The sequence below is a fragment of the Achromobacter sp. AONIH1 genome (genome assembly GCF_002902905.1).
Classification (GTDB): Bacteria; Pseudomonadota; Gammaproteobacteria; order Burkholderiales; family Burkholderiaceae_B; genus Achromobacter.
On the sequence record NZ_CP026124.1, the window covers coordinates 720,536 to 739,307 of the forward strand.

Genomic DNA, 18,772 nt, shown 5'->3' on the forward strand with positions numbered 1-18,772 from the left:
CGCGGCGCTTGAAGCGGGATTTTATCCATCCCGCGCGGCAGCGCCAGCCGCCGGGCCGGACGCGCGCGATCCGCGCTAGCCACCCAGGCAGGCGTGCACGCCATCGGCGATCGCGCGCGCCATGCGTTCGATGGTGTCGGGCCGCGCCACCCGGGCCTCGTCGTCCGGATTCACGATCACGCCGGCCTCCACCAGCACCGCCGGCATGGTCGCCGTCTTGAGCACCGCCAGCCCGTCGAAGCGATGCACGCCCAGGCGGCGGTCCAGCAGCGGGCGGTTCTCGCCGGCGATGGGCTCGGCGTGATACAGCGACGGCTTCTCGCCCGCCGCCACCAGCGCCTCGCCGATCGCCTTGGCGCAGCGCAGGCTTTCCTCGTAGCGGGGATTGCGCTGCGAGACAAAGATCGAGAAGCCCGCGAACTCGCGCTGGCGACCCGCGTCGATGTACTTCTGCTGCATCGAATCGTGATGGATGGAGATGAAGAAATCCGCATCCGGCGCCAGCCGCGAGCGCTGCCCCAGCGACACCTCGGCGCCGTCGGCCGCCACGCGCTTGACCCGTTCGCCCAGCGCCGTCAGCCGCGCCGCCACCGCGCCGCTCAGCACCAGGTTGTACTGATACTCCACCCGGCCGCTGGCGCCCGTGGCCCCGGGCCGCGCAGGCGTGTGGCCCGTATCCACCACCACATAGGCGGCCTGCGCCGACAAGGCCGGCAGCGCCAGGCACACGGCCGCCGCCACCCGACCCGCGCGCCGCCGCGCCGTGATCGCCATCCGCCTGATTACCCGTTCACCGCTGACTGAAGACACGCTGGAGTTCGCCCTGTTGAGAGAGGCCGGCCGCTGAACCGCGACCGGCACGGAATGCGCCGGATTCTCGCGCAGCCCGCCGCCTGGGGCAATCGCCGAATGCGGCGCGCGGCGCCAGCCCGTAACAGGCGCGGCTCGCCCCCCGGCCCCACCGGAAGCAAATGACATGAAAAGTTACCCGGCCGCTGGGTGTTGCTATCCTTGGCCGGCAGCCACGGCGCGACTTCGCGCGCCGTCCGACTACGCAGAGGAATCCCATGTCTTTCAGCTCCGACGCCTGGGCGCGCAACGCCGCGCTGTACGAAAAAACGCGCACCATGCCGTTCAACCAGGAGCTGGCCAGCGGCCAGCTCGACGAGCACGCGCTCCGCCACTACATGATCCAGGACGCCCACTACCTGGTCGCCTTCGGCCGCGCGCTCGCCGTGGCCGCCGCCAAGGCCGACAACGCCGACGGCGTGGTCCAGTTCGCCGACGCCGCCAAGAACGCCGTCGTGGTCGAGCGCAGCCTGCACGACGGCTTCATGAAGCAGTTCGGCATCAGCGCCGACACCTTCAACGCCACCCCGCTCACGCCCGCCAGCCACCACTACACCAGCTACCTCATCGCCACCGCCTGGAGCGCGCCCTACCCCGTGGCCCTGGCCGCGCTGCTGCCCTGCTTCTGGATCTACGCCGAGATCGGCCGCGACATCCACGCCCGCGCCGCCCAGCCCAACCCCTACAGCGCCTGGATCGACACCTACGCCGGCGAGGAATTCCACACCCTGGTCCGCGAAGTCATCGCGTCCGTGGACCGCGCCGCGGAACTTGCGTCCGCCGTAACGGTCAAGGCTATGCACGAGGCATACACACACGCCGCGCGGCTGGAATGGATGTTCTGGGATTCCGCGTATCGGCAAGGCACATGGGAGGTCTAGCGCAATCGCGCCGGTATGCGCGCCACGGTAAGGGCGCGCTACCGTAGCCTCTCACCTCGAAGATCGCATGACCGCCCTGGCCTGAATCCACACGTGCCACGTCAAGGATTTACGTCATTTCCGCTTCGTCTTATTGACAGCGAACGTGCAGCTGACTAGCCTCCTGCGGTCGGGACTTTTCTGGCGTGGCGGCATACTCAACAACGACATGGATTATCACCGCCTATGACCATCGTCCACGAGTTCCTGACAGGGCTGCACTCGCACAGCCAAACCACTCAAACCGGCCATCTGGGGTGATCAAATTCCTTCTCTACGCAAACTAATTCACAAAGGCAAGATGAGACTGTTCAAATGGTCTCCGGCCTTCGCCGCGAAATGCGGCGTGAAATTCCGACTGCGCGCTGTGAATCGTCAATTTCTCGAACGGGAAATCTTCGACCACCTGAACCAGCTCGCCGCCAAGTCACCCACCCGGATGAAGTGCCTGTTCCTGGGCATGCATTACTACACCTGGCACTACCCTCGCCTGCTCAAGATGGATTTCTATTCACTGGACATGGATCCTGAGCAAGCCGTCTATGGCCCCCCTGGCAGGCACGTCATCGGCAGCGCGACGGACATGGCAGGCTACTACGACGAAGAGTCGTTCGACATCGTGGTGTCCAACGGCGTGATCGGCTGGGGCTTGAACGAGCGGATCGGATTCGAGCAGATGATGGAGCAGTGCCATCGGGTGCTCAAACCAGGTGGGCTATTGATTCTCGGGTACAACGATACGCCAGAGCGGAAACCTTATCCGGTGGATATTGATCATGCCGGCTTGTTCGAGCCTGTGGTGCCGTCGATTCGGGGGATCACGCACTTCGAGCATCCGATGAACGACAGCTACGCGCATGTGTTTGTTTTTGGGCGGAAGCGGAAGGAGGAGACCGAGACTGCTTGATGCCTTTTATGCTTGAAAAATCTAACGCCGGCCTTGAGCCGGTGTTTTTATGACTGGAATCCCTGGAGACAGCCGCCGTAAACTATGACTTACTAACATAGTTTTTGGGCGATGGCATGCATCCTGCAATTGGACTTGTCGATTTCTCCAAATCCTGGTTCGAATCAGTTCCAGGCCAATGCCATCTCAGTGCAGTTTATTCAAGATCATCAATTGAATTGGTATTTTTTACTTTGAATGATCTGATCCCCAAGGCCCGCACTTGGGCGGCACCGCCACCAATGGAACCTATTACCAATCCGATCAGCGCAATCCAATACGAGGAAATCCAGGATGCCAAACCGCACACTCCAACTCCCGCCAGGATCATCACCCAAATGAAGCACCTTGAGAAATAGCCATCTTCTACCACCCTCACGGCATAACACCACTTAGCGCCGAACACTTAACACGGCCGCCCCGCCAAACTTGTTTTCTCATTTTCCTTAAGAACCCTTCCTCGCTCATCACGACACTAGAGCGTGTTATGAACTTTGCTCAGACACCATATTTGCCAGCATCAAGATGGCGAATACGACGAAGTGCAGCCTGGCCAGAGTTTCAGGCAACCGTTCATAATCCCTGGCCAGCCGTCGGAATCCATTCAGCCAGCCAAAACTGCGCTCAACGACCCATCGGCGAGGCAGCAGAACAAACCCTTTCTTGGCCTCGGGCAGCTTAACCACATGCAGGTCAATACCTTGCGCTTGCGCCGCCTGGGCCGGGCCTTCACCCGTATACCCTTGATCGGCAAACGCCACCTTGACCGTCTCGCCCGTCACCGTTTGAATCTGCTGGGCCAACTCGCCCACCTGCGCTCACTCCTGCTCGTTGGTCGGCGTGACATGCACCGCCAACAGGTGCCCCAAGGTATCGACCGCCATATGAACCTTGCTGCCTTTCTTGCGCTTGTAGCCGTCATAACCCGTGCGCGACCCACTTTCACACGTCGATTGCAGCGTGCGGCCATCCAAAATCGCCGCGCTGGGCTGACCCTAACGTGCCCGCGCCACGCGCAAAACCGAGCGCAGGTCATGCACCATCGCTTCAAAACAGCGCGCTCGTAACCAGCGCTGCGTCTGCTGATAGACCGCCTCCCTGGGCGGAAAATCATTGGGCAGCATCCGCCATGGCGCGCCTGCACGGACCATCCAACGCAAGGCGTTGAACATCACCCGCATCTCATACTTGCGCTGCGACGCTTGTTCATCCATCAGCGTCAGATATGGCCCGACAAACGACCATTCTTCATCACTCACATAACTGGGGTACGCGCGGCGGTTTGACATACAGACACAATAGCCGCTCGGCGCCAAAGTTCATAACACGCTCTAAGCATACCCTACACGCCAAACAGATCACGGCCTTGCACAACCAGGAAAAATATATTAATTAGATATTTTTATAATTCACTTTTCCGCCCAGATATATTCATTAATTTCTCATTGCTCTTGCTTTTCTTAAGCTTCGCATTATTTTTTTTTACATCCTCTTTTGTCCAACCCAGCATCCCGCCCAAGTTCGAGTATTTTTCCCACGCGGCCTCTCCTTCCAACTCAAATTCGACCAAGAACGAGGCAGGGGGATTATTTATATCGCGCCTTTTTTTCTTCGAAAAAACAATATACGAATTTAATACCGCGATCATCTGGTCAATAGTCAGCGCAACTTTCAATTCATCAACGTATGAGCATTCCAGATACACCAAACCATCCTTAACACCTATGCTATGAGCATTTCCCGTACCTAAGTACCCTTCATTTTCAACTCCATTCTTGATTGTTAATATCCGCTCAAGCCATGATTTTGCAGATGCCGTATCTCTCAAGTCGTCTACCAACCATGCAGCTATTTCTTCAGCACCACGGCCTAGTCTCACTGTCCCATCCGAAGCAATCATAGTTTTTCCAGATATTTCGAATATCAACGAAGCCTCCGACCACTTCGGATATAAGTCCCCAATAATCACTATCGTTTCCCTCCGTTGTACACAGGCCATGCTGTAGCCGCACTACCATCTGGCTTTCCATAATACCCTTCCATAACCACGCCGCTGGGTGAAGTTCCGCGCCATTTATCAAGACTACCTTGCACAGATTTTGAGTTGAGAAATGCCCCCTCTATCTCAAGCTGAGTTTGGCGCTTGCTCCATGACGATGGGAAAAAGGTTGTTTCGGCTTGCTTCTCTACCCATTTTCCGTTTACTGGATCACGAATAGATACATATCCTTTTGTTACACCCGCCGCATCTGCAGCGCCAGTCATCCTATCAACCCTTACCGTTGGGGAGCGCAGATAGTGCCCCCCCGTCCCCTTCTTTGTCCCATTTGCCAGAACATTAACTCCGCCGTCCAGAATATGGTCTAAGCGAATATTCGTCGTGTAAGCGGGAGAACCACCCTGCACCAACTCAAGGGGAGTCGGCGACGGCGAAAAATTCTCCAGATACTCCCCAGATTTTCCTCCTGATCCTTTGAGCAAATCTGGATCCGGCTTTCTCCGACCAGCGAGCGCTTCCGATTTTGCTACCGAGGCCTCAGCACGTATGGCACCACCGACCACAATGCCAACGCCGATGGGAATCGGCGCTCCGGCCTCTTGATAAAACGCTTGCAGCCAGGCATGGTGGGCAACCCGCTCGTCATTTAGGTTTATGGCGAGAAGGCGATCTAATACTACATATTCATCCTTACTCCAGCCTAACCCTTCCATCAACTCCAGCGCATTCGTCCCTCCCTGAACGCTTGATCGCTGAATATGACAATTAGATTCTCCTGCTAACTTACATGCAGAGATTCTTCCACCACTTCGTCCCTCGCTGATAGTTTCGTACTTGTCAAGAACCTCAGCGCGGCATGCCGCAGTATTGTTTGCCACTCGACATAGAAGCAGTTCGTCCATCATCTCTTTAGCTTCACTTGCCTTGAGATAATTGTTCTCTGTTTCGGTACGCGCCGCGACAATTACGGATACGACATCCGCGCCAACTCCCAGACCAACAGCTCCAACAAGACTTGCAATGAGGCTGTTGTAGGTTTCCTTATCTTCAGCGCGGAGGCTGTCCGAACTGGCTCGAGTAAGCAGGGCATTCAAGATGGAGCTTGTACTTGCTCCTAAAGCGCCGGAACCGCAAGCCCCACTACCGTTGACAGCGGCTCCCGCACAGCCAACGATTGCGTGCAAACCCGCCCTGACAGCTTCTGCCTCAGGTCCATCACCAAATGAATCAGCAAGCTTCTTTACCCTCTCCGTCGTCAGAGCCTGCAGGTAGTTCACAGCTGCTGCCTGAGCAAACTGCCCCACTCCCCCCATGACATTTCCGCTAGCGCCAGCGGAAATTGCGACTAGCGCTTGGCGATAGGTACCCGTCGGCCCCCAATCTCGCCTCAGTCGAATTGCTGACGCTGCTGCGTCATCGCGCTCCTGCTGTGACAGCTTGGGATTCTTTGACTGCACCTCAAGGCTCTCTATCTCCTTAGCCCTATTAGTCAAGAATTGACCAACCTGTCGATTCGACTCCGAAACAATCTCAAACCCCGCCTCGATCTTCTCCTTGTCAAAGATCGGCTTAAGCGCGTTCAACGTATCCGACGTATCCCGGTTCAACGACGCGATCGTCTCCGCCGCCGTCTTGCCGGTCAGCGCCTGCTGGCCCGCCTCATCCCGAATCACGATCGTGCCGCCGCTGATGGCGCTGCTCGTGGTCGAGCTGCTGCTGCCGCTGGCCCCTGCGACGGTGGGCATGTTCATCGACACATTGCCCGACGACGGCAGCGAGGTACCCACCTCCTTCGTCGCGCCGCCTGCCACCTTGTTGTCCTTGGTGGTGCCTGCGCCGGTGCCCTGGCCGCCGCCGATGCCCATGCTGCCGCCTACCGAGACCTGGTAGCCGCTATAGCTGGCCTTGTTCTTGACGTCCTCCGTCACCAGCGTACCGGTGCTCAGCTTGTTCAACCCGTCGGCCACCGCCTTGTCGCTGCTGGCGATGACGCTGCCGATCAACGTGGTGTTGTTCTTCACGTCGATCAGGAAACCGCCGTCGCCCGACCACAGGCCGGTCTGCTCCGTGACAGACCGGAAGTCGCTTTGCATCTTGCCGGCGCCAGCGTTGCCGCTGATGCTGCTGGTGCACGTTCCTGACAGGCAGATCGACGCGCCGATGCCCGCGCTTTGATTCTTGGAGTTGTACTTGCTGGTGTCCTGCAAGCTCTCCAGCAGCAAGTTGCCGCCCACCGACGCGATGATCTGGTCGGCCTTGCCCGATGCGCCCTTCAGCGTCGTATCGCCGCCAGATTGGAACGCCAGCGTGTTGCCAGCGACAACATGGCTGTTGGTCCAGCTTTCGTCCTTGCCGTCGGCCTTGCCTCGGCTGGCCGAGACGCCCAGCTCCAACGTGACGCCGCTTTGGGCGCCCAGCGAGAAGCCCAGGCCGATGCTGGCACTGCTGCTCTTGCTGTCGGTCTTCTGCTCGAACGCATTGCGCGCGGCTTGCAGCAGGATGTCGCCATCCGCCTTGAGCACGGCGTTGCGGCCAGCGGACAGGCTGGATCCGGTGACGGTAATGTCCGAATCACGGCCCGCGCCTTGGGCGACGATAGTCAGATCCTTGCCCGCCGCGACGGACGAGCCGAAGGCGCTGGTCGAGCTGCGCTCGGTCGTGCTGCTGCTCTTGCTGGTGCCGAAACTGACCAGCACGCTGACGCCGCCCGCCTTGTCTATGGCATTCGCTTTGTCGATGCTGCCGGCCTTCTTGACGGCGTCATAGGCGTTCATGGCGGCCAGCCCGGTGGTGGCGCCAGCCAGGCCCAGCATGACCGGGTTGTCTACTTTGCTGGCGGCATTCGCCATGCGCTCGCCGGTCTGCACGGCGCTGACCACGGGGTTGCTGGCAGTGACGGAGAAGCCGCTCTGCTTGACCTCGTGATACTCGCGCTCGCGCGACGTGTCCGACGTGGCGCCGATGTTCACTTGCTGGCCGATCAGGGTCACATCGCCCTGGCGCGCCAGCACATTGCTGCCCATGACGTTCAGCGCGTTGCCCGCCTTGATCAGCGTATCGCCTTCCACGCTGCCGACCGTGCTAGCAGTGTGGAAAACCTTCTTGCCTTCCAGCGAATCCGTCTGAGTACGCGATCCGAAGCTGAAGCCGCCGAGCGCGCCGAAGCCAGACTTCTTGACGCGCGTGTAGTCATAGCGGTCCAGCGTGTTCTCGCCGGACACGATGTTGACATCGTGTCCGCCGGACAGCACCAGGTCCTTCTGCGCCGCGACGTTGGAACCGGACACGTTCAGGTCGCGGCCCGCCATCAGCACGGCGGTATCGCCGGTGAACGTCGATCCCTGCGCCTGCGCCCAATCGCGGGATTGGATGGTGTGGGTGCTCTTCTTGGACAAGAAGCCGCGCACCGTGTAGAAGATTTCCTCGCGCGTATAGCCGGTGGCGACGCCAGCGGTGATGTTGATATCGCGGCCGGCGCCTACCGCCAGCTGCTTGCCGGCGGTGACGTCCGCCGCGCGCGCGTTGACATCCTGGCCCGCGACCAGCGTCAGGTTGCCGCCGGCGTTGATCGTGGTGCCGATTTCCTTGCTGGTGGCGAGGTCATGGCGGTTCTTCGAATCCCGCACATTGGTCTGGCCGTGGCTTTCGACAAGCGACGTCAGCGCGATATCGCGGCCGGCCTGCAGGCGCGCGTCGTTCTTGACCGACACCTGCGCGGCGGTCATCGTCAGGTCGCGACCGGCCTGCATGTTGAGGCTGTCGGCTTCCACCCGCGCGGTGCCCGTAATGAACGAGCCCCAGGTCTTGCTGAAACGCTCGGAGTCCGACGTAGACGTGAGCGTGATATCGCGCCCGGCGCTCAACGCCACCTTGTCGCCCTTGATCAGCGACACCAGATTGGTCAGGTCGTCACGCGCAGCCAGGTTGACGCTGCCGCCCTGGATGGTGCCGCCGGCCTGGTTGACGATGTTGCCCGCCGTAATGACGGTGGCTTCGCGCGAACCAACAGTGCCGCTGTTTGTGACGTTGCCTTCGGTGGCGATCTTGACGTCGCGCCCGGCCAGCAAGGTGCCATCGCCCTTCAGGTCGCCTTCGCGCACCAGCAGATATACCTGCGGCACGAGCACGGTTTCGGTGCTGCCGTCGGGCAAGGTCACGGTCTGCTCGACCAGCCAGACCAGGTCCGTCTTCAGCTGACGCTGCTGCGCCTCGGTCAGCGCAACGCCGAGCTTGATGCCGTTGTCCTGAGCGAACTTGGCGCCGGCGGCAAGCAGGGCTTTGTACTGCGAGTCGTTGTCGCTGTATTTCTCCAGGAAGCGCTGGCCGGTGGTGGCCAGGATCTGGTCGGACACGGCCTTCTGTTCATAGAAGCCGTCGCCCAGGCGCTTGGGTTGGCCCGAAGGCGTGAGGAACTTGGCGCCCGGTGGAATCAGTGCGTCCCAGCCGCCCAGGCGCGAGCCTGCCAGCGTGCCGCCGGCGCCCACTGAATTGCTCGTCGGCCCCCCTGGCATGCCGCCGGACGGGCGCAGCAGGTCGAACAGATAGTCGCTGGACACGTAGGGCCGCTGGCCCGTGAAGCGGGGGTCCGTGTTGACAATGTAGGGCGCGTCCGGCCGGCTGTTGACTGCAAAGAGCTGGCTGTCAGGAATGCTGGCGGGATTGGAAACCGTGCGGACCGCATTGCCGCCGGGCAGGCCCACGCTTGCGACCAGGACCGGCCCGACTCCCTTCACGGCGCTGCCTCCGGGCGTCGTGCCGCTGAGCGTCACCTGCTGCCCGCCGCCCGACGTGCCGACCGGCACTTCGATAGGCTGGCCGGCCAGCGTCCGGTTGTAGTCGGTCGTGGACGACTCCCGGATTTTTCCGCCGCGATGACTTCTCGTCTCCACCGTGTAGGTTTGCTGGCCCACGCGCGTAATCGTGCGCGTGCCGCCCGCGCCGATATTGTTTATCTCGGGTCCCGCCACGGACAGCGTGCCGCCCGCGGCGATCTGGCTCTTGTCGTTGGTCACGGCGCCGGTCAGGCTCATCGCTCCGCCCGACAGGATCTTGCCGGGATCGGACGTCAGCGTGCGCGTCTCGGAAATGCTCTCCGTGACCTTGTAGTAGGTGAAGTTGCCGACGAGACGACTTTGGAAATCGGCATTGAATGCCATGATCCGCGCGTTCAGCTCCGTGAACGGCACCCGGTACGCGGCGAAGGCGCGCTCATACTCGTCGCGATTTCCCTTGGGGTCCCAAACAGGCGGCGGACCTGCCGGCGGGGTCACGCCAAAGACTTCCCAGATTCGCGCAACGATGCCGTAGTCATGGAAGGTCGGGCCGTAGCCAAACACCGGTTCTCCGTCGCCAGGCCGTCTTTCCGGACCGCAACCGTAGCCGTTTTCCCCGTACTCGCACACCGTCATGCGCGGAATCTCGATCGGCGTAATCGGGGCGTGCTTGGTGGTGTCGTCCCGCTTGAACGGCGCATAGTCGAACGGCGGGCCGTAGCGCGAGGCGGGATAGGTGTCCGACGGCAGCAGGAACCGGCGTTCTGCGTCGTTGCCCGTCCAGCCCGGATCCTGGCTGGTCAGGTTCGTCGTCTGATCCCCGATCCAGTTCGTAGCCATGTCGAACATGGTTGTGTCGTTGAGCGCGACATACATCTTGTTCCCGGACCAGACCTGCACGATCTCACTGGTGTAGTTCGTGTTCAGGTTGAGGATCGCCGCCGCCGAAATATTGGCATTGCCCGCAGCCTCTATCGTGGCCGCGGCGTTCTGCAGCGAGACAGCCTGCCCCACCGCCCGGCCATTGGCATCCAGCGCGCCACCGATGCGCAGGTCCGCTGCCGAGTAGATCAGCGCATGCTTCTCGTTGACCAGCGTGGTGGCGCCCAGATCCAGACTGCCTCGCGATGCGATGACGGCTCCGCCATTGGCGCCGGCGCTGTTGACCAAAGACCCCGTCCCAATGGCCAAGTTATCGCCATAGATCCGGCCCAGGTTCGTCACGGCGCCCGCCGTGATGCGCGTGTTGACGCCGTCGATCAGGCCCGCGTTGGTGAGTGTGCCGGTGACGTTGATCGTGTTGTTGCGCCCGGCCACCAGCTCGCCCGTGGCCTGGTTGTTCAGCGTGCCGGCCTTGACGCCCAGGTCGCGGCCCGCCGTGATGCGCGCGCGGTTGTCCAGCGTGCCGCCCACGCTCAGGTTCAGGTCGCGGCCGGCGGTGATTTCGCCTTCCTGGTTCAGGGAACCCGCGTACTCAAAGGACAGGTCCTCGCCCGCGCGCAGCGCGCCCAGGCCCTGCAGCGCCTTGACGATGACGGTCAGGTTCTTGCCCGCCAGCAGCTTGCCCTGCGTGTTCTTGAGCGTGTCGGCCTCGATGCGCGCGACGCCTTGCGAGGCGGCTTCGCCGGCGGCGTTGTCCAGCTCGCCGGTCTTGATGCCAAGGTCCTGGCCGGCGCTGATCGCGCCGCCCTGGTTGTTCACGCGCCCGGCCACGATGCTGACCACCTTGCCCAGCACGCCCTTGGCGGGCGCGTTGCTGGCGGTCAGCGTGTTGCTGTTGTCCAGGCTCGAAGCCGTCAGCGTCAGCGTGTCGTCGGCCTGCAGCAGGCCGCGCTGGTTGTCGATGGCGCCACTGGTGGTGATGGTCAGGTTGCCGCCGGCCACGGTGCCGTCGCGGTTGACCAGGCTGGCGGCATCGATGCGGGCCTTGCCGGCCGCGGCGATGGTGCCGCCGGTGTTGTCCAGCTCGCCGCCGAGCTTGATGATCGCGTCGCCCGAGGACGTGAGCTTGCCGCCCGGGTTGCGCAGGTTGGCGGCGGACAGGTCCAGGCCGCCGCCATGCAGCGTGGCGCGGGACGCGTCGATGTCCTGGGTGGCGGCCACGGTCATCAGGCCCACGGAGGACAGCGTGCCGCCCGCCAGGTTCATGCCAGTCGCGGACAGCGTCATGTTCTTGCCGGCCAGACTGGTGCCGGCGTGTTGTAGCGTGCCGGCCGTCAGCGTCAGGCTGCCCGGCTGGCTCAGCTTGCCATCGGCGTCCACGCCCGCCACGAAGCGGCCGGCGTTGTTCAGCAGGCCCGGCGTGCGGGCTTGCAGGTCGCCGCCCGCCAGCACCGAGCCGGTGTTGGCCAGCGTTGTTCCTGCGTAGAGGTCGGCCCGTCCGCTGGCGAAGGCGACGCCCGCGTTGTTCAGCGTGCCGCCCGCGTCCAGGGCCAGCGCCGCGCCGGATTGCAGCCGGCCATCGGTGGTGATGAAGAGGTCGCGCGCAGCGCTGGCCGAGAGCTTGCTGGTCTGCGTGGCGATCACGCCGCCCAGCCGGGCATCGGCGCCGGCGCGCAGGCTCAGATCCTTGCCTGCCGAGGCCGAGCCCAGCGCCTGCAACGCGCCGCCGGCGGTGGCGGTGAGCGTGCCGTCCGCCTGTTGGCGCGAGGCCGCGCCCAGGATCAGGTCGCCGCGCGTGGCCGTCAAGGTCAGGTCGCCCTTCAAGGCGGCGGCAGTGCCGTCGATCGACAGGCCATCTCCCGCGCTCAGCGTCTGGTCGCGGCCGGCCAGCGCGCGGCCGGCGATCTGCATCGAACCGGCGGCGGTGGCGGTCAAGGTGTCGGCGGCCTGCACCAGGCCCTTGTCCGCGACGGTGATGTTCCGACCGTTCAGCGTCAGCCTGGCGTCGCTGGCGGCCGAGCCGTCCACGCGCGCATCCCGCGCGGCGGCCAGGGTCAGGTCGCGCACCGAGGCCAGCGCGCCGGAGACGCTCAGGTCGCGGCCGGCGCTGGCGTTCAAGGCCCCGGCTGCCTGCACCTGGGCGCCTTGCTTGATGGTCAGGTCGCGTCCGCCCGATATGGACAGGTCGCCACTGGCCGGCACGGACAGGCTGCGTCCGCCGGGCGCGGGCGGCGTGCCCTGGGCGCTCGTGCCCAGCGCGGCAATGGTGCCGCCCAGCCGCGCGTCGCCCGTGGCCGCCAGCGCCAATGCGCCGCCGGCCGCCAGCGTGCCGTCCGAGTCGATATCGCCGCCGGCCTTGGCGTCCAGCTTGCCCGAGGACTGCAAACGCCCGCTCGCGGCCACCTTCAGGTCGCCGCCGGCTTGCGTGGTCAGATCGCCGCTCAGCGCGGTGACGGTGCCGTCCACGCTCATGTGCCGCTGCGCCGACAGGCTGGCCGGCGAGCTGGCCGTGACCGTGCCCGTCACGAAGATGTCGCGACCGGCCTCGGCGCGCAGCGTGCCGCCGCCCGTGGCCGCCGTCTCGGCGGTGCCGGCCGTGCCGGCGATGCGCAGGTCCTGGCCGGCGAAGAGGAACAGGTTGCCGCTGCCTTGCGCTAGGCCGTTCTTGCCCACGACGAGGTCTGTGCCGGCCTTGATGTTCAAGAGGCCATTGGCGACCGTCTTGCCGTTCACCACGGTGTCGGCATTGGACGACAGACGGATGTCCTGCTCGCCCGAGATCGTGCCGTCGGCTTGCAGCTTGCCGCCGGCCTGGGCTTGCAGCAGGCCGCTGGCCTGCAAGGTGCTATTCGCGCCCAGCGTCAGCCCCTGACCCGCCGTCAGCGACAGCGCGCCGCCATAGGCCATGGCGCTGCCGTCCACGCGCAGGTCCGTGCCCGAGGCCAGCGTCATGCCGGCGTTGGTCTCGGCCAGGCCGGCCAGCGTCAGCGCCTTGCCGGCGTCCAGGCGCAGCGCGCCCTTGGCTTGCAGCTTCGCGTCCGCGCCGGCCGCGATCTTGCCGATCGCATCGACGGACAGCGGACCGCCCGCCAGCAGCTTGCCGTCGATGGCCGCATCGCCCGCCGCGCTGATGGTCAGCGCTTGCAGCGACGCCAGCGCGCCGGCGGTGGTGACGTTGCCTTGCGTGCGCAGGCCAATGGCGCCGCCGGCTTGGGCCGTGGCGTCCTTGCCGATGGACAGGTCGCCCACCGAGGTCAGATTCAGCGCGCCGGTGGTCGCGCTGGCGTTGCCCAGCAGCGCCAGCTTGCCGCCCGCGTCCGCCGTCAGATCGCCGTTGCTGCGCAGGCTGCCCTTGAGGGTGGCGTCGCCGCCGGCCTGCAATTGCAGCTTGCCGGTGCTGGACAGCTGGCCGTCGTTGGTCGCCGCGCCGCCGGCTTGCAGCCTGAGGTCGCCATCGGCGGCGAGCGTACCGGCCAGGGCTGCATCGCGGCCAGCCTTCAATTGAGCCGCGCCGGCCGAGACCGAGGATCCGCTCGCGCGCAGGTCGCGCGTGGCGGTGATGTCGATGCCGCGTCCCTGCGTCTTGCTGGTCGCGCCCAGCAGCACGTCATTGCCCGCCAATCGCAGCGTGCCGCCATAGGCAAGTGCGCTGCCGTCCAGGCGCAGCTCGCGCGCCGCGTCGATGGACAGGCTGGTGTCGCTCAGGGCCGAGCCGGCCAGCGTCACGCCCTCGCCCGCGCGTATCCCCATGGCCTGGCCCGATTGCAGGCGTGCGCTGGCGGTCGTGGACAGTTCGCCGCCGGCCTCGGCCTGCAAGGTGCGCGCGGCCGAGATCTGGCCGGGCAATTGGATGTCGCGGCCGGCTTGCAGCGTCAACGCGCCCTTGGCGGATACCAGGCCGACCGATTGCGTGCTGGCGGCGGTCTCGGTGCTTGCGCCTGCGCCCGAGCCGTTGCTCGTGCCTGCGCCGTTGCCGGCAGTGCCGCCGGTGCTTCCGGTGTTGCCGCCGTTGTTGCCGCTGCCGTTACTTCCGGTATTGCCGCTGGTGCCGCCATTGTTGTTGCCGGTGCCGCCCGTATTGCCGTTGCCAGCACCGTTGCCATTGCCCGAGCCGCTATCCGCCACCGTGCCCGCGCGCAGATTGCGCCCGGCCTGCACCCGCACATCCTGGTCGCCCATCACCAGCGAACCGCCCAGCGCCAGATCCCGCCCCGCCGCCACGCGCAATGCGTCCTGCGTCTGCAAGCTGCCGCGCGCGCTCACCGACACATCACCGGCCGCATCCACCGTCAGCGCCTGACCCGCGCTCACCGCGCCCGTGACCGCCGCGTCGCGGCCCGCCGTCAGGGTCACCGCGCCGGCGCCCTGCGCTCGGCCCTCGACCGCCACATCGCGACCGGCGGCCACGCGCACATCGCGCGCCGCCTGCATCGTGCCGCTGGGCGTGATCCTGACGTCGCCCGCCGCGCTCACTTCCAGATGGCCAGTCAAGGCGACCAGGTTGCCGCCCACGTTCACGCCCACGCCAGCCTCGGTGCCGACCAAGCGAATGCTATTGGCGTACATGCCGCCCAGCGCTGCCGTGTCCAGCGCCACCGTCGGCGCCGGGCCTTCGCCCTGGCCCGCCGATACCGCGCCCGTCGCGTAGTCGACCTTGGCCGCGCCGGCCGTCACGTGCAGCTGGTCGGCCCAGATGCCCGCGTTGATCTCCAGCGTGCGTGCCATCAGGTCCACGCGGCTCAGGTTCGCGCCGTTCAGGCCCGCGCCCTCCACGCGCAGCTTGCCGCCCGCGACATCAAAGCCGATGCCGCCGTCCGGCCCCACCATGGGCTTGCCGGTCGTGAGCGTGGCGCGGTCCGCGTTCAAAAAGCCGCAGCCGTTGCAGGTGATGCCCGCCGGGTTGGCGACGATGATGTTGGCGCGGTTGCCGGCCACTTCCATCGTGCCCATCAGCTGCGAGGGGTTGGGCGCGGTGACCTGGTTCAGGATGGTGGCCGCGCGCTGGTTGCCCAGCATCGGGTTGCCGGCGACCTGCCCGGCCAGCTGCGTCTGGCTGGCGCCGCCGCTGTTGTTCAGCACCACGCCGGACGGGCCGACGTTGAACTCGGTGAACTTGTTGTTCGAGACTCCGCCCGCCGAGGGCGGCGCGATGTTGACCACCGGCACGCCGTTGCTCGTGCCCACGAACGGCCGTTGGCCAGCCGCGTTCTTGTCCACGCTGATCGGCAGCGTCTGCGCCAGCACGGGCGTCCAGATCTGGGTGTAGAGCACGAGCCAGACAATGGCGGAACGGAACTTGGACATGAGGCGACTCTCGGTAATCGTTTGGATGGCACGCCGCCACTCGCGCGGCATGCGGCCCGCGAGCGACGGCCCCGCCGCGCCAGGCCATCGACGCGGCCGCGGGCAAGCGGTCCGCGCCGCTTGACCGGCGGCGAGCAACAACAACGCAACTGATACAGCTGATACCGCTGACACTGGACGCGGCGCGGGCAGGCCCGGCCGCGCTTCACGCTAGAACTCGAACATCAGCGACGCGGCGAACACGGTGTGCTGCGTCTTCAGGCTTTCTGGTTTCTTGAGCGGCCAACCCAGCGACAGGTCGTAGCTGGCGTTGACCGCATTGGCAACACCGGGCAAGGCCACGCGGCCGCGCAGGCCGGCGACGGAACCGACCAAGGTGCGGCCGGACAGGAACTGGGCCGACTGCCCGCCGACCCGGCCCACGTCCAGTCCGACGTAAAGCTGCTGGCCCAGGTCGCCAAGATTCAGCGACAGGTCGTTGCGCAGGCTCCAGCCGTCTTCGGCGGCCAGCGTCATCTGGCCGTCGAAACCGCGCACCGCGTAGCGGTTGCCGATGGTGAAATAGTCGGACGGCACGATGGCCGTCCTGGCGTGCTGGATCTGCCAGTTGGCCTGATAGGCCAGCTGCTGGCCGGACAGCGTGAACGGCAGGTACAGCCCGGCATTGGCCGTGAGAATGGTGCTGCGTCCGTTCCAGTCGGGATCGCCGTACACGTAGCCGGACTGGTTGGACCATTGCGGCAAGGTGCCGCGCACGCCGCCGCCGATGTCCAGCGCGGCCTGGCCCACGTAGTGGCGATGCCCGTAGCTGAACTCGTAGCCGGTGACGTCGCGGCGCTGCACCTCGATGTCGATGTCGTTGATCGTGCTGTTGACCCGCTTGCGCAGCAGCTTGAACATCACGGTGCCCTTGTAGGTGCTGCCGCGATACGGCACCACGGACACGCCGATGTCCACCTGTTTGGTGGTGCCGGCATAGATGATGGGCTCGTCGAAACCCGCCACGGTCTGGCGATAGCGCGAGCGGCTGGCGCCGGCGAACAGCGTCCAGTAGCCGAAGGGAATGCTGTAGTTGACGGACCCGGCGCGCGTGGCGGCGTCGTCGCGCCCGAAGGCGGCGTTGCTGTTCCAGGAGACCGAGAACTGGTCGTACAGGAACAGCGGCGAATCCAGCGTCAGGCCGGCGTTGATCTGTTCCTTGCCGGTGGATTCCATGCCGGCGTTGTCGCCGCCGATATACGCGTGCCAGCGCTTGCCGGTGCCGGGCTTGATGACGATGTCGGAATCGCCCAGCTCGGGGCCCGGCGCCACGTCGATGGAGGCGTCGGCCTGGCTGCCCAGGCGGCGGATGTTCTCCAGGGCCTGGTCCAGGTCGCGCTGGTTCAGCTCGCCGCCCGGCCAGGTCGGCAAGGCGGTGCGCCACCAGCCGGCCGCGCCCTCGCTCTGCACCGCCGAGATGCGGCCCGGCACATAGCGCAGCGTCAGCGTGCCGGCGGCCAGCGATTGCTCGGGGACCAGCACGCGCGCGGTGACACGGCCCTGGTCGATGAGCCGGGCGTGCAGGTGCTCTTGCAGGGTTTTGAGACCCAGCCCGCCCACGCAGGGGCCGACGGCCGTGGCGGCCAGCTTGCGCAGGTCCACCGGCGGCAAGGCGCCATCCCAGACGACTTCGCGCAGGACGAAGCAGGGACTTTCCTGGGGAAACACCAACGGCCCTTCGCCGGCGGCCGGCGCCTCGGGCGCGGACAGGACGTCGGGGCGCTGCGCGGCGCGGGCGCGCTGCGCCTCCAGCTCCTGTTCCTGGCGGCGTTGGATTTCGCTGGCACGGGCGGCGGCTTCAGCGGGCGTCTGCTGCGCGGCCGAGGGGAAAGCAAGGAACGCCATCAATGCAGCCGACAGCGCCACTCGACGGAAACCCTTATGCCGGAGGGTTTTCCGCCTGATATGACGGGTACGCATTTGTTTCTTATTGAAATAAAAACCGACTAAGTTTTATTTGACGGAACTGCACCACCGGAACTTAAGGCCTGAATATGTCGAAAAATAAAAACTTTTGAATTAGTAATTGGCGACAATATCGGAAGTTGTATGTTTTTTATCATTTCTTACCAAGTTCGCACCCATTGGGCGAGAATTCGAATTGGTTACAACCTACCGGGAAGCACGGTGGAGTTCCATCGGACTGGTCTCAAAGTGCACTAGGGATAAACCCGAAGCAGCGCCACGTTCCGGAACGGTCCATGACCCTGTGCCACAATCGCGCCCATGCCCATGGACAACCGCCTGCTCCCCTCCGCCCTGGCCGCCCAGGCCGCCGAACTTCCCGCCGCGTGGCAAGCCGCTTTCGCGGCGCGCGCCGTGGCTGACGCGCTGGCCGCCGTGACCGCTCATATAGAGCAACGCCTGGCCGACGGCGCGATGGTCTATCCGGCCACGCCGTTCCGCGCGCTGCATGGGCTGGCGCCGTCGGACGTGCGGGTGGTGATCCTGGGCCAGGATCCGTACCATGGCCCAGGGCAGGCGCAGGGGCTGGCGTTCTCGGTGTCGGACGACTGCAAGCGGCCGCCCAGCCTGCGCAACATCTTCAATGAGATCGCCCAGGAGTTCCCCGGCACCCCCGTGCCGGCCGGCAATGACCTGAGCCCCTGGGCCGACCAGGGCGTGCTGCTGCTGAACACGGCGCTGACCGTGGAAGACGGCCAGCCCGCCTCGCACGCCAAGCGCGGCTGGGAAACAGTGACGGACGCGCTGATCGCGCTGGTGGCGCGCGACCCCTCGCCCAAGGCTTTCCTGCTGTGGGGCGCGCACGCCCAGGCCAAGCAGGCGTTGCTGCCCGGCAACAGCGGCCATCTGGTGCTGATGTCCAATCACCCCTCGCCGCTGTCGGCCCGCCGCCCGCCCGTGCCCTTCCTGGGCTGCGGCCATTTCGCGGCGACCAATTGCTGGCTGGTTGACCAAGGGAAAAACCCTATTGATTGGGCACTGGACAAAAAAATAATTCCCAGGCAAGGCGAATTCGGGTTATGATCGCCGCACTGCACAAAACGAGTTCGGCATCTACCGCGTTGATTTAGCGGATTTTTTTGCAGTCTGCCGGGCA

General features: G+C 64.6%; 8 protein-coding genes and 1 pseudogene. 4 read left to right on the forward strand and 5 right to left on the reverse strand.

Annotation, left to right across the window (positions count from 1 at the left end; translation table 11 throughout):
- Window positions 1–75: 75 nt before the first annotated feature.
- A complete protein-coding gene (locus tag C2U31_RS03380; RefSeq protein WP_103271551.1) occupies window positions 76–774 on the reverse strand; it encodes an N-acetylmuramoyl-L-alanine amidase in 699 nt (232 codons plus the stop codon).
- Window positions 775–1,067: 293 nt separating this feature from the next.
- On the opposite strand from C2U31_RS03380, the gene tenA reads away from it, so the two are divergent.
- From tenA to C2U31_RS30430, 3 genes are all read left to right on the forward strand, one after another.
- Window positions 1,068–1,730 carry a thiaminase II gene (gene tenA / locus C2U31_RS03385; RefSeq protein WP_103271552.1) on the forward strand — a complete coding sequence of 221 codons (663 nt, stop codon included), beginning with the start codon at window positions 1,068–1,070 and terminating at the stop codon, window positions 1,728–1,730.
- A 340-nt stretch (window positions 1,731–2,070) separates the two neighbouring features.
- Window positions 2,071–2,676, forward strand: a complete 606-nt coding sequence (locus C2U31_RS03390) for a class I SAM-dependent methyltransferase (RefSeq protein ID WP_233772622.1) — start codon at window positions 2,071–2,073, stop codon at window positions 2,674–2,676.
- A 116-nt stretch (window positions 2,677–2,792) separates the two neighbouring features.
- Window positions 2,793–3,074 (forward strand): hypothetical protein, encoded by a 282-nt coding sequence (locus C2U31_RS30430; protein ID WP_158658298.1) that lies wholly within the window; start codon window positions 2,793–2,795, stop codon window positions 3,072–3,074.
- Between the two features lie 126 nt (window positions 3,075–3,200).
- Here the strand turns inward: C2U31_RS30430 and C2U31_RS03395 are convergent.
- From C2U31_RS03395 to C2U31_RS03405, 4 genes and pseudogenes are all read right to left on the reverse strand, one after another.
- Window positions 3,201–4,004, reverse strand: a pseudogene (locus C2U31_RS03395) (IS5 family transposase).
- A 113-nt stretch (window positions 4,005–4,117) separates the two neighbouring features.
- Window positions 4,118–4,615, reverse strand: a complete 498-nt coding sequence (locus C2U31_RS30435) for a hypothetical protein (protein ID WP_158658299.1) — start codon at window positions 4,613–4,615, stop codon at window positions 4,118–4,120.
- 68 nt (window positions 4,616–4,683) lie between these two features.
- The gene (locus C2U31_RS03400) at window positions 4,684–15,672 is read right to left on the reverse strand and encodes a hemagglutinin repeat-containing protein (RefSeq protein WP_158658300.1); all 10,989 of its coding nucleotides are present in this window, start codon (window positions 15,670–15,672) and stop codon (window positions 4,684–4,686) included.
- Between the two features lie 210 nt (window positions 15,673–15,882).
- Complete coding sequence (locus C2U31_RS03405; RefSeq protein WP_233772624.1) at window positions 15,883–17,556, reverse strand: ShlB/FhaC/HecB family hemolysin secretion/activation protein; 1,674 nt, start codon at window positions 17,554–17,556, stop codon at window positions 15,883–15,885.
- Window positions 17,557–17,937: 381 nt separating this feature from the next.
- Between C2U31_RS03405 and C2U31_RS03410 the strand changes: the two genes are divergently transcribed.
- The gene (locus tag C2U31_RS03410) at window positions 17,938–18,699 is read left to right on the forward strand and encodes a uracil-DNA glycosylase (protein WP_103271555.1); all 762 of its coding nucleotides are present in this window, start codon (window positions 17,938–17,940) and stop codon (window positions 18,697–18,699) included.
- Window positions 18,700–18,772 lie beyond the last annotated feature (73 nt).

Bases quoted from the DNA above. Each gene is read 5' to 3' on its own strand.
- C2U31_RS03380 (WP_103271551.1), bottom strand. From the start codon at position 774: ATGGCGATCACGGCGCGGCGGCGCGCGGGTCGGGTGGCGGCGGCCGTG.
- C2U31_RS03400 (WP_158658300.1), bottom strand. From the start codon at position 15,672: ATGTCCAAGTTCCGTTCCGCCATTGTCTGGCTCGTGCTCTACACCCAG.
- C2U31_RS30435 (WP_158658299.1), bottom strand. From the start codon at position 4,615: ATGATTGCTTCGGATGGGACAGTGAGACTAGGCCGTGGTGCTGAAGAA.
- C2U31_RS03410 (WP_103271555.1), top strand. From the start codon at position 17,938: ATGCCCATGGACAACCGCCTGCTCCCCTCCGCCCTGGCCGCCCAGGCC.
- C2U31_RS03405 (WP_233772624.1), bottom strand. From the start codon at position 17,556: ATGGCGTTCCTTGCTTTCCCCTCGGCCGCGCAGCAGACGCCCGCTGAA.
- C2U31_RS30430 (WP_158658298.1), top strand. From the start codon at position 2,793: ATGCATCCTGCAATTGGACTTGTCGATTTCTCCAAATCCTGGTTCGAA.
- tenA (WP_103271552.1), top strand. From the start codon at position 1,068: ATGTCTTTCAGCTCCGACGCCTGGGCGCGCAACGCCGCGCTGTACGAA.
- C2U31_RS03390 (WP_233772622.1), top strand. From the start codon at position 2,071: ATGAGACTGTTCAAATGGTCTCCGGCCTTCGCCGCGAAATGCGGCGTG.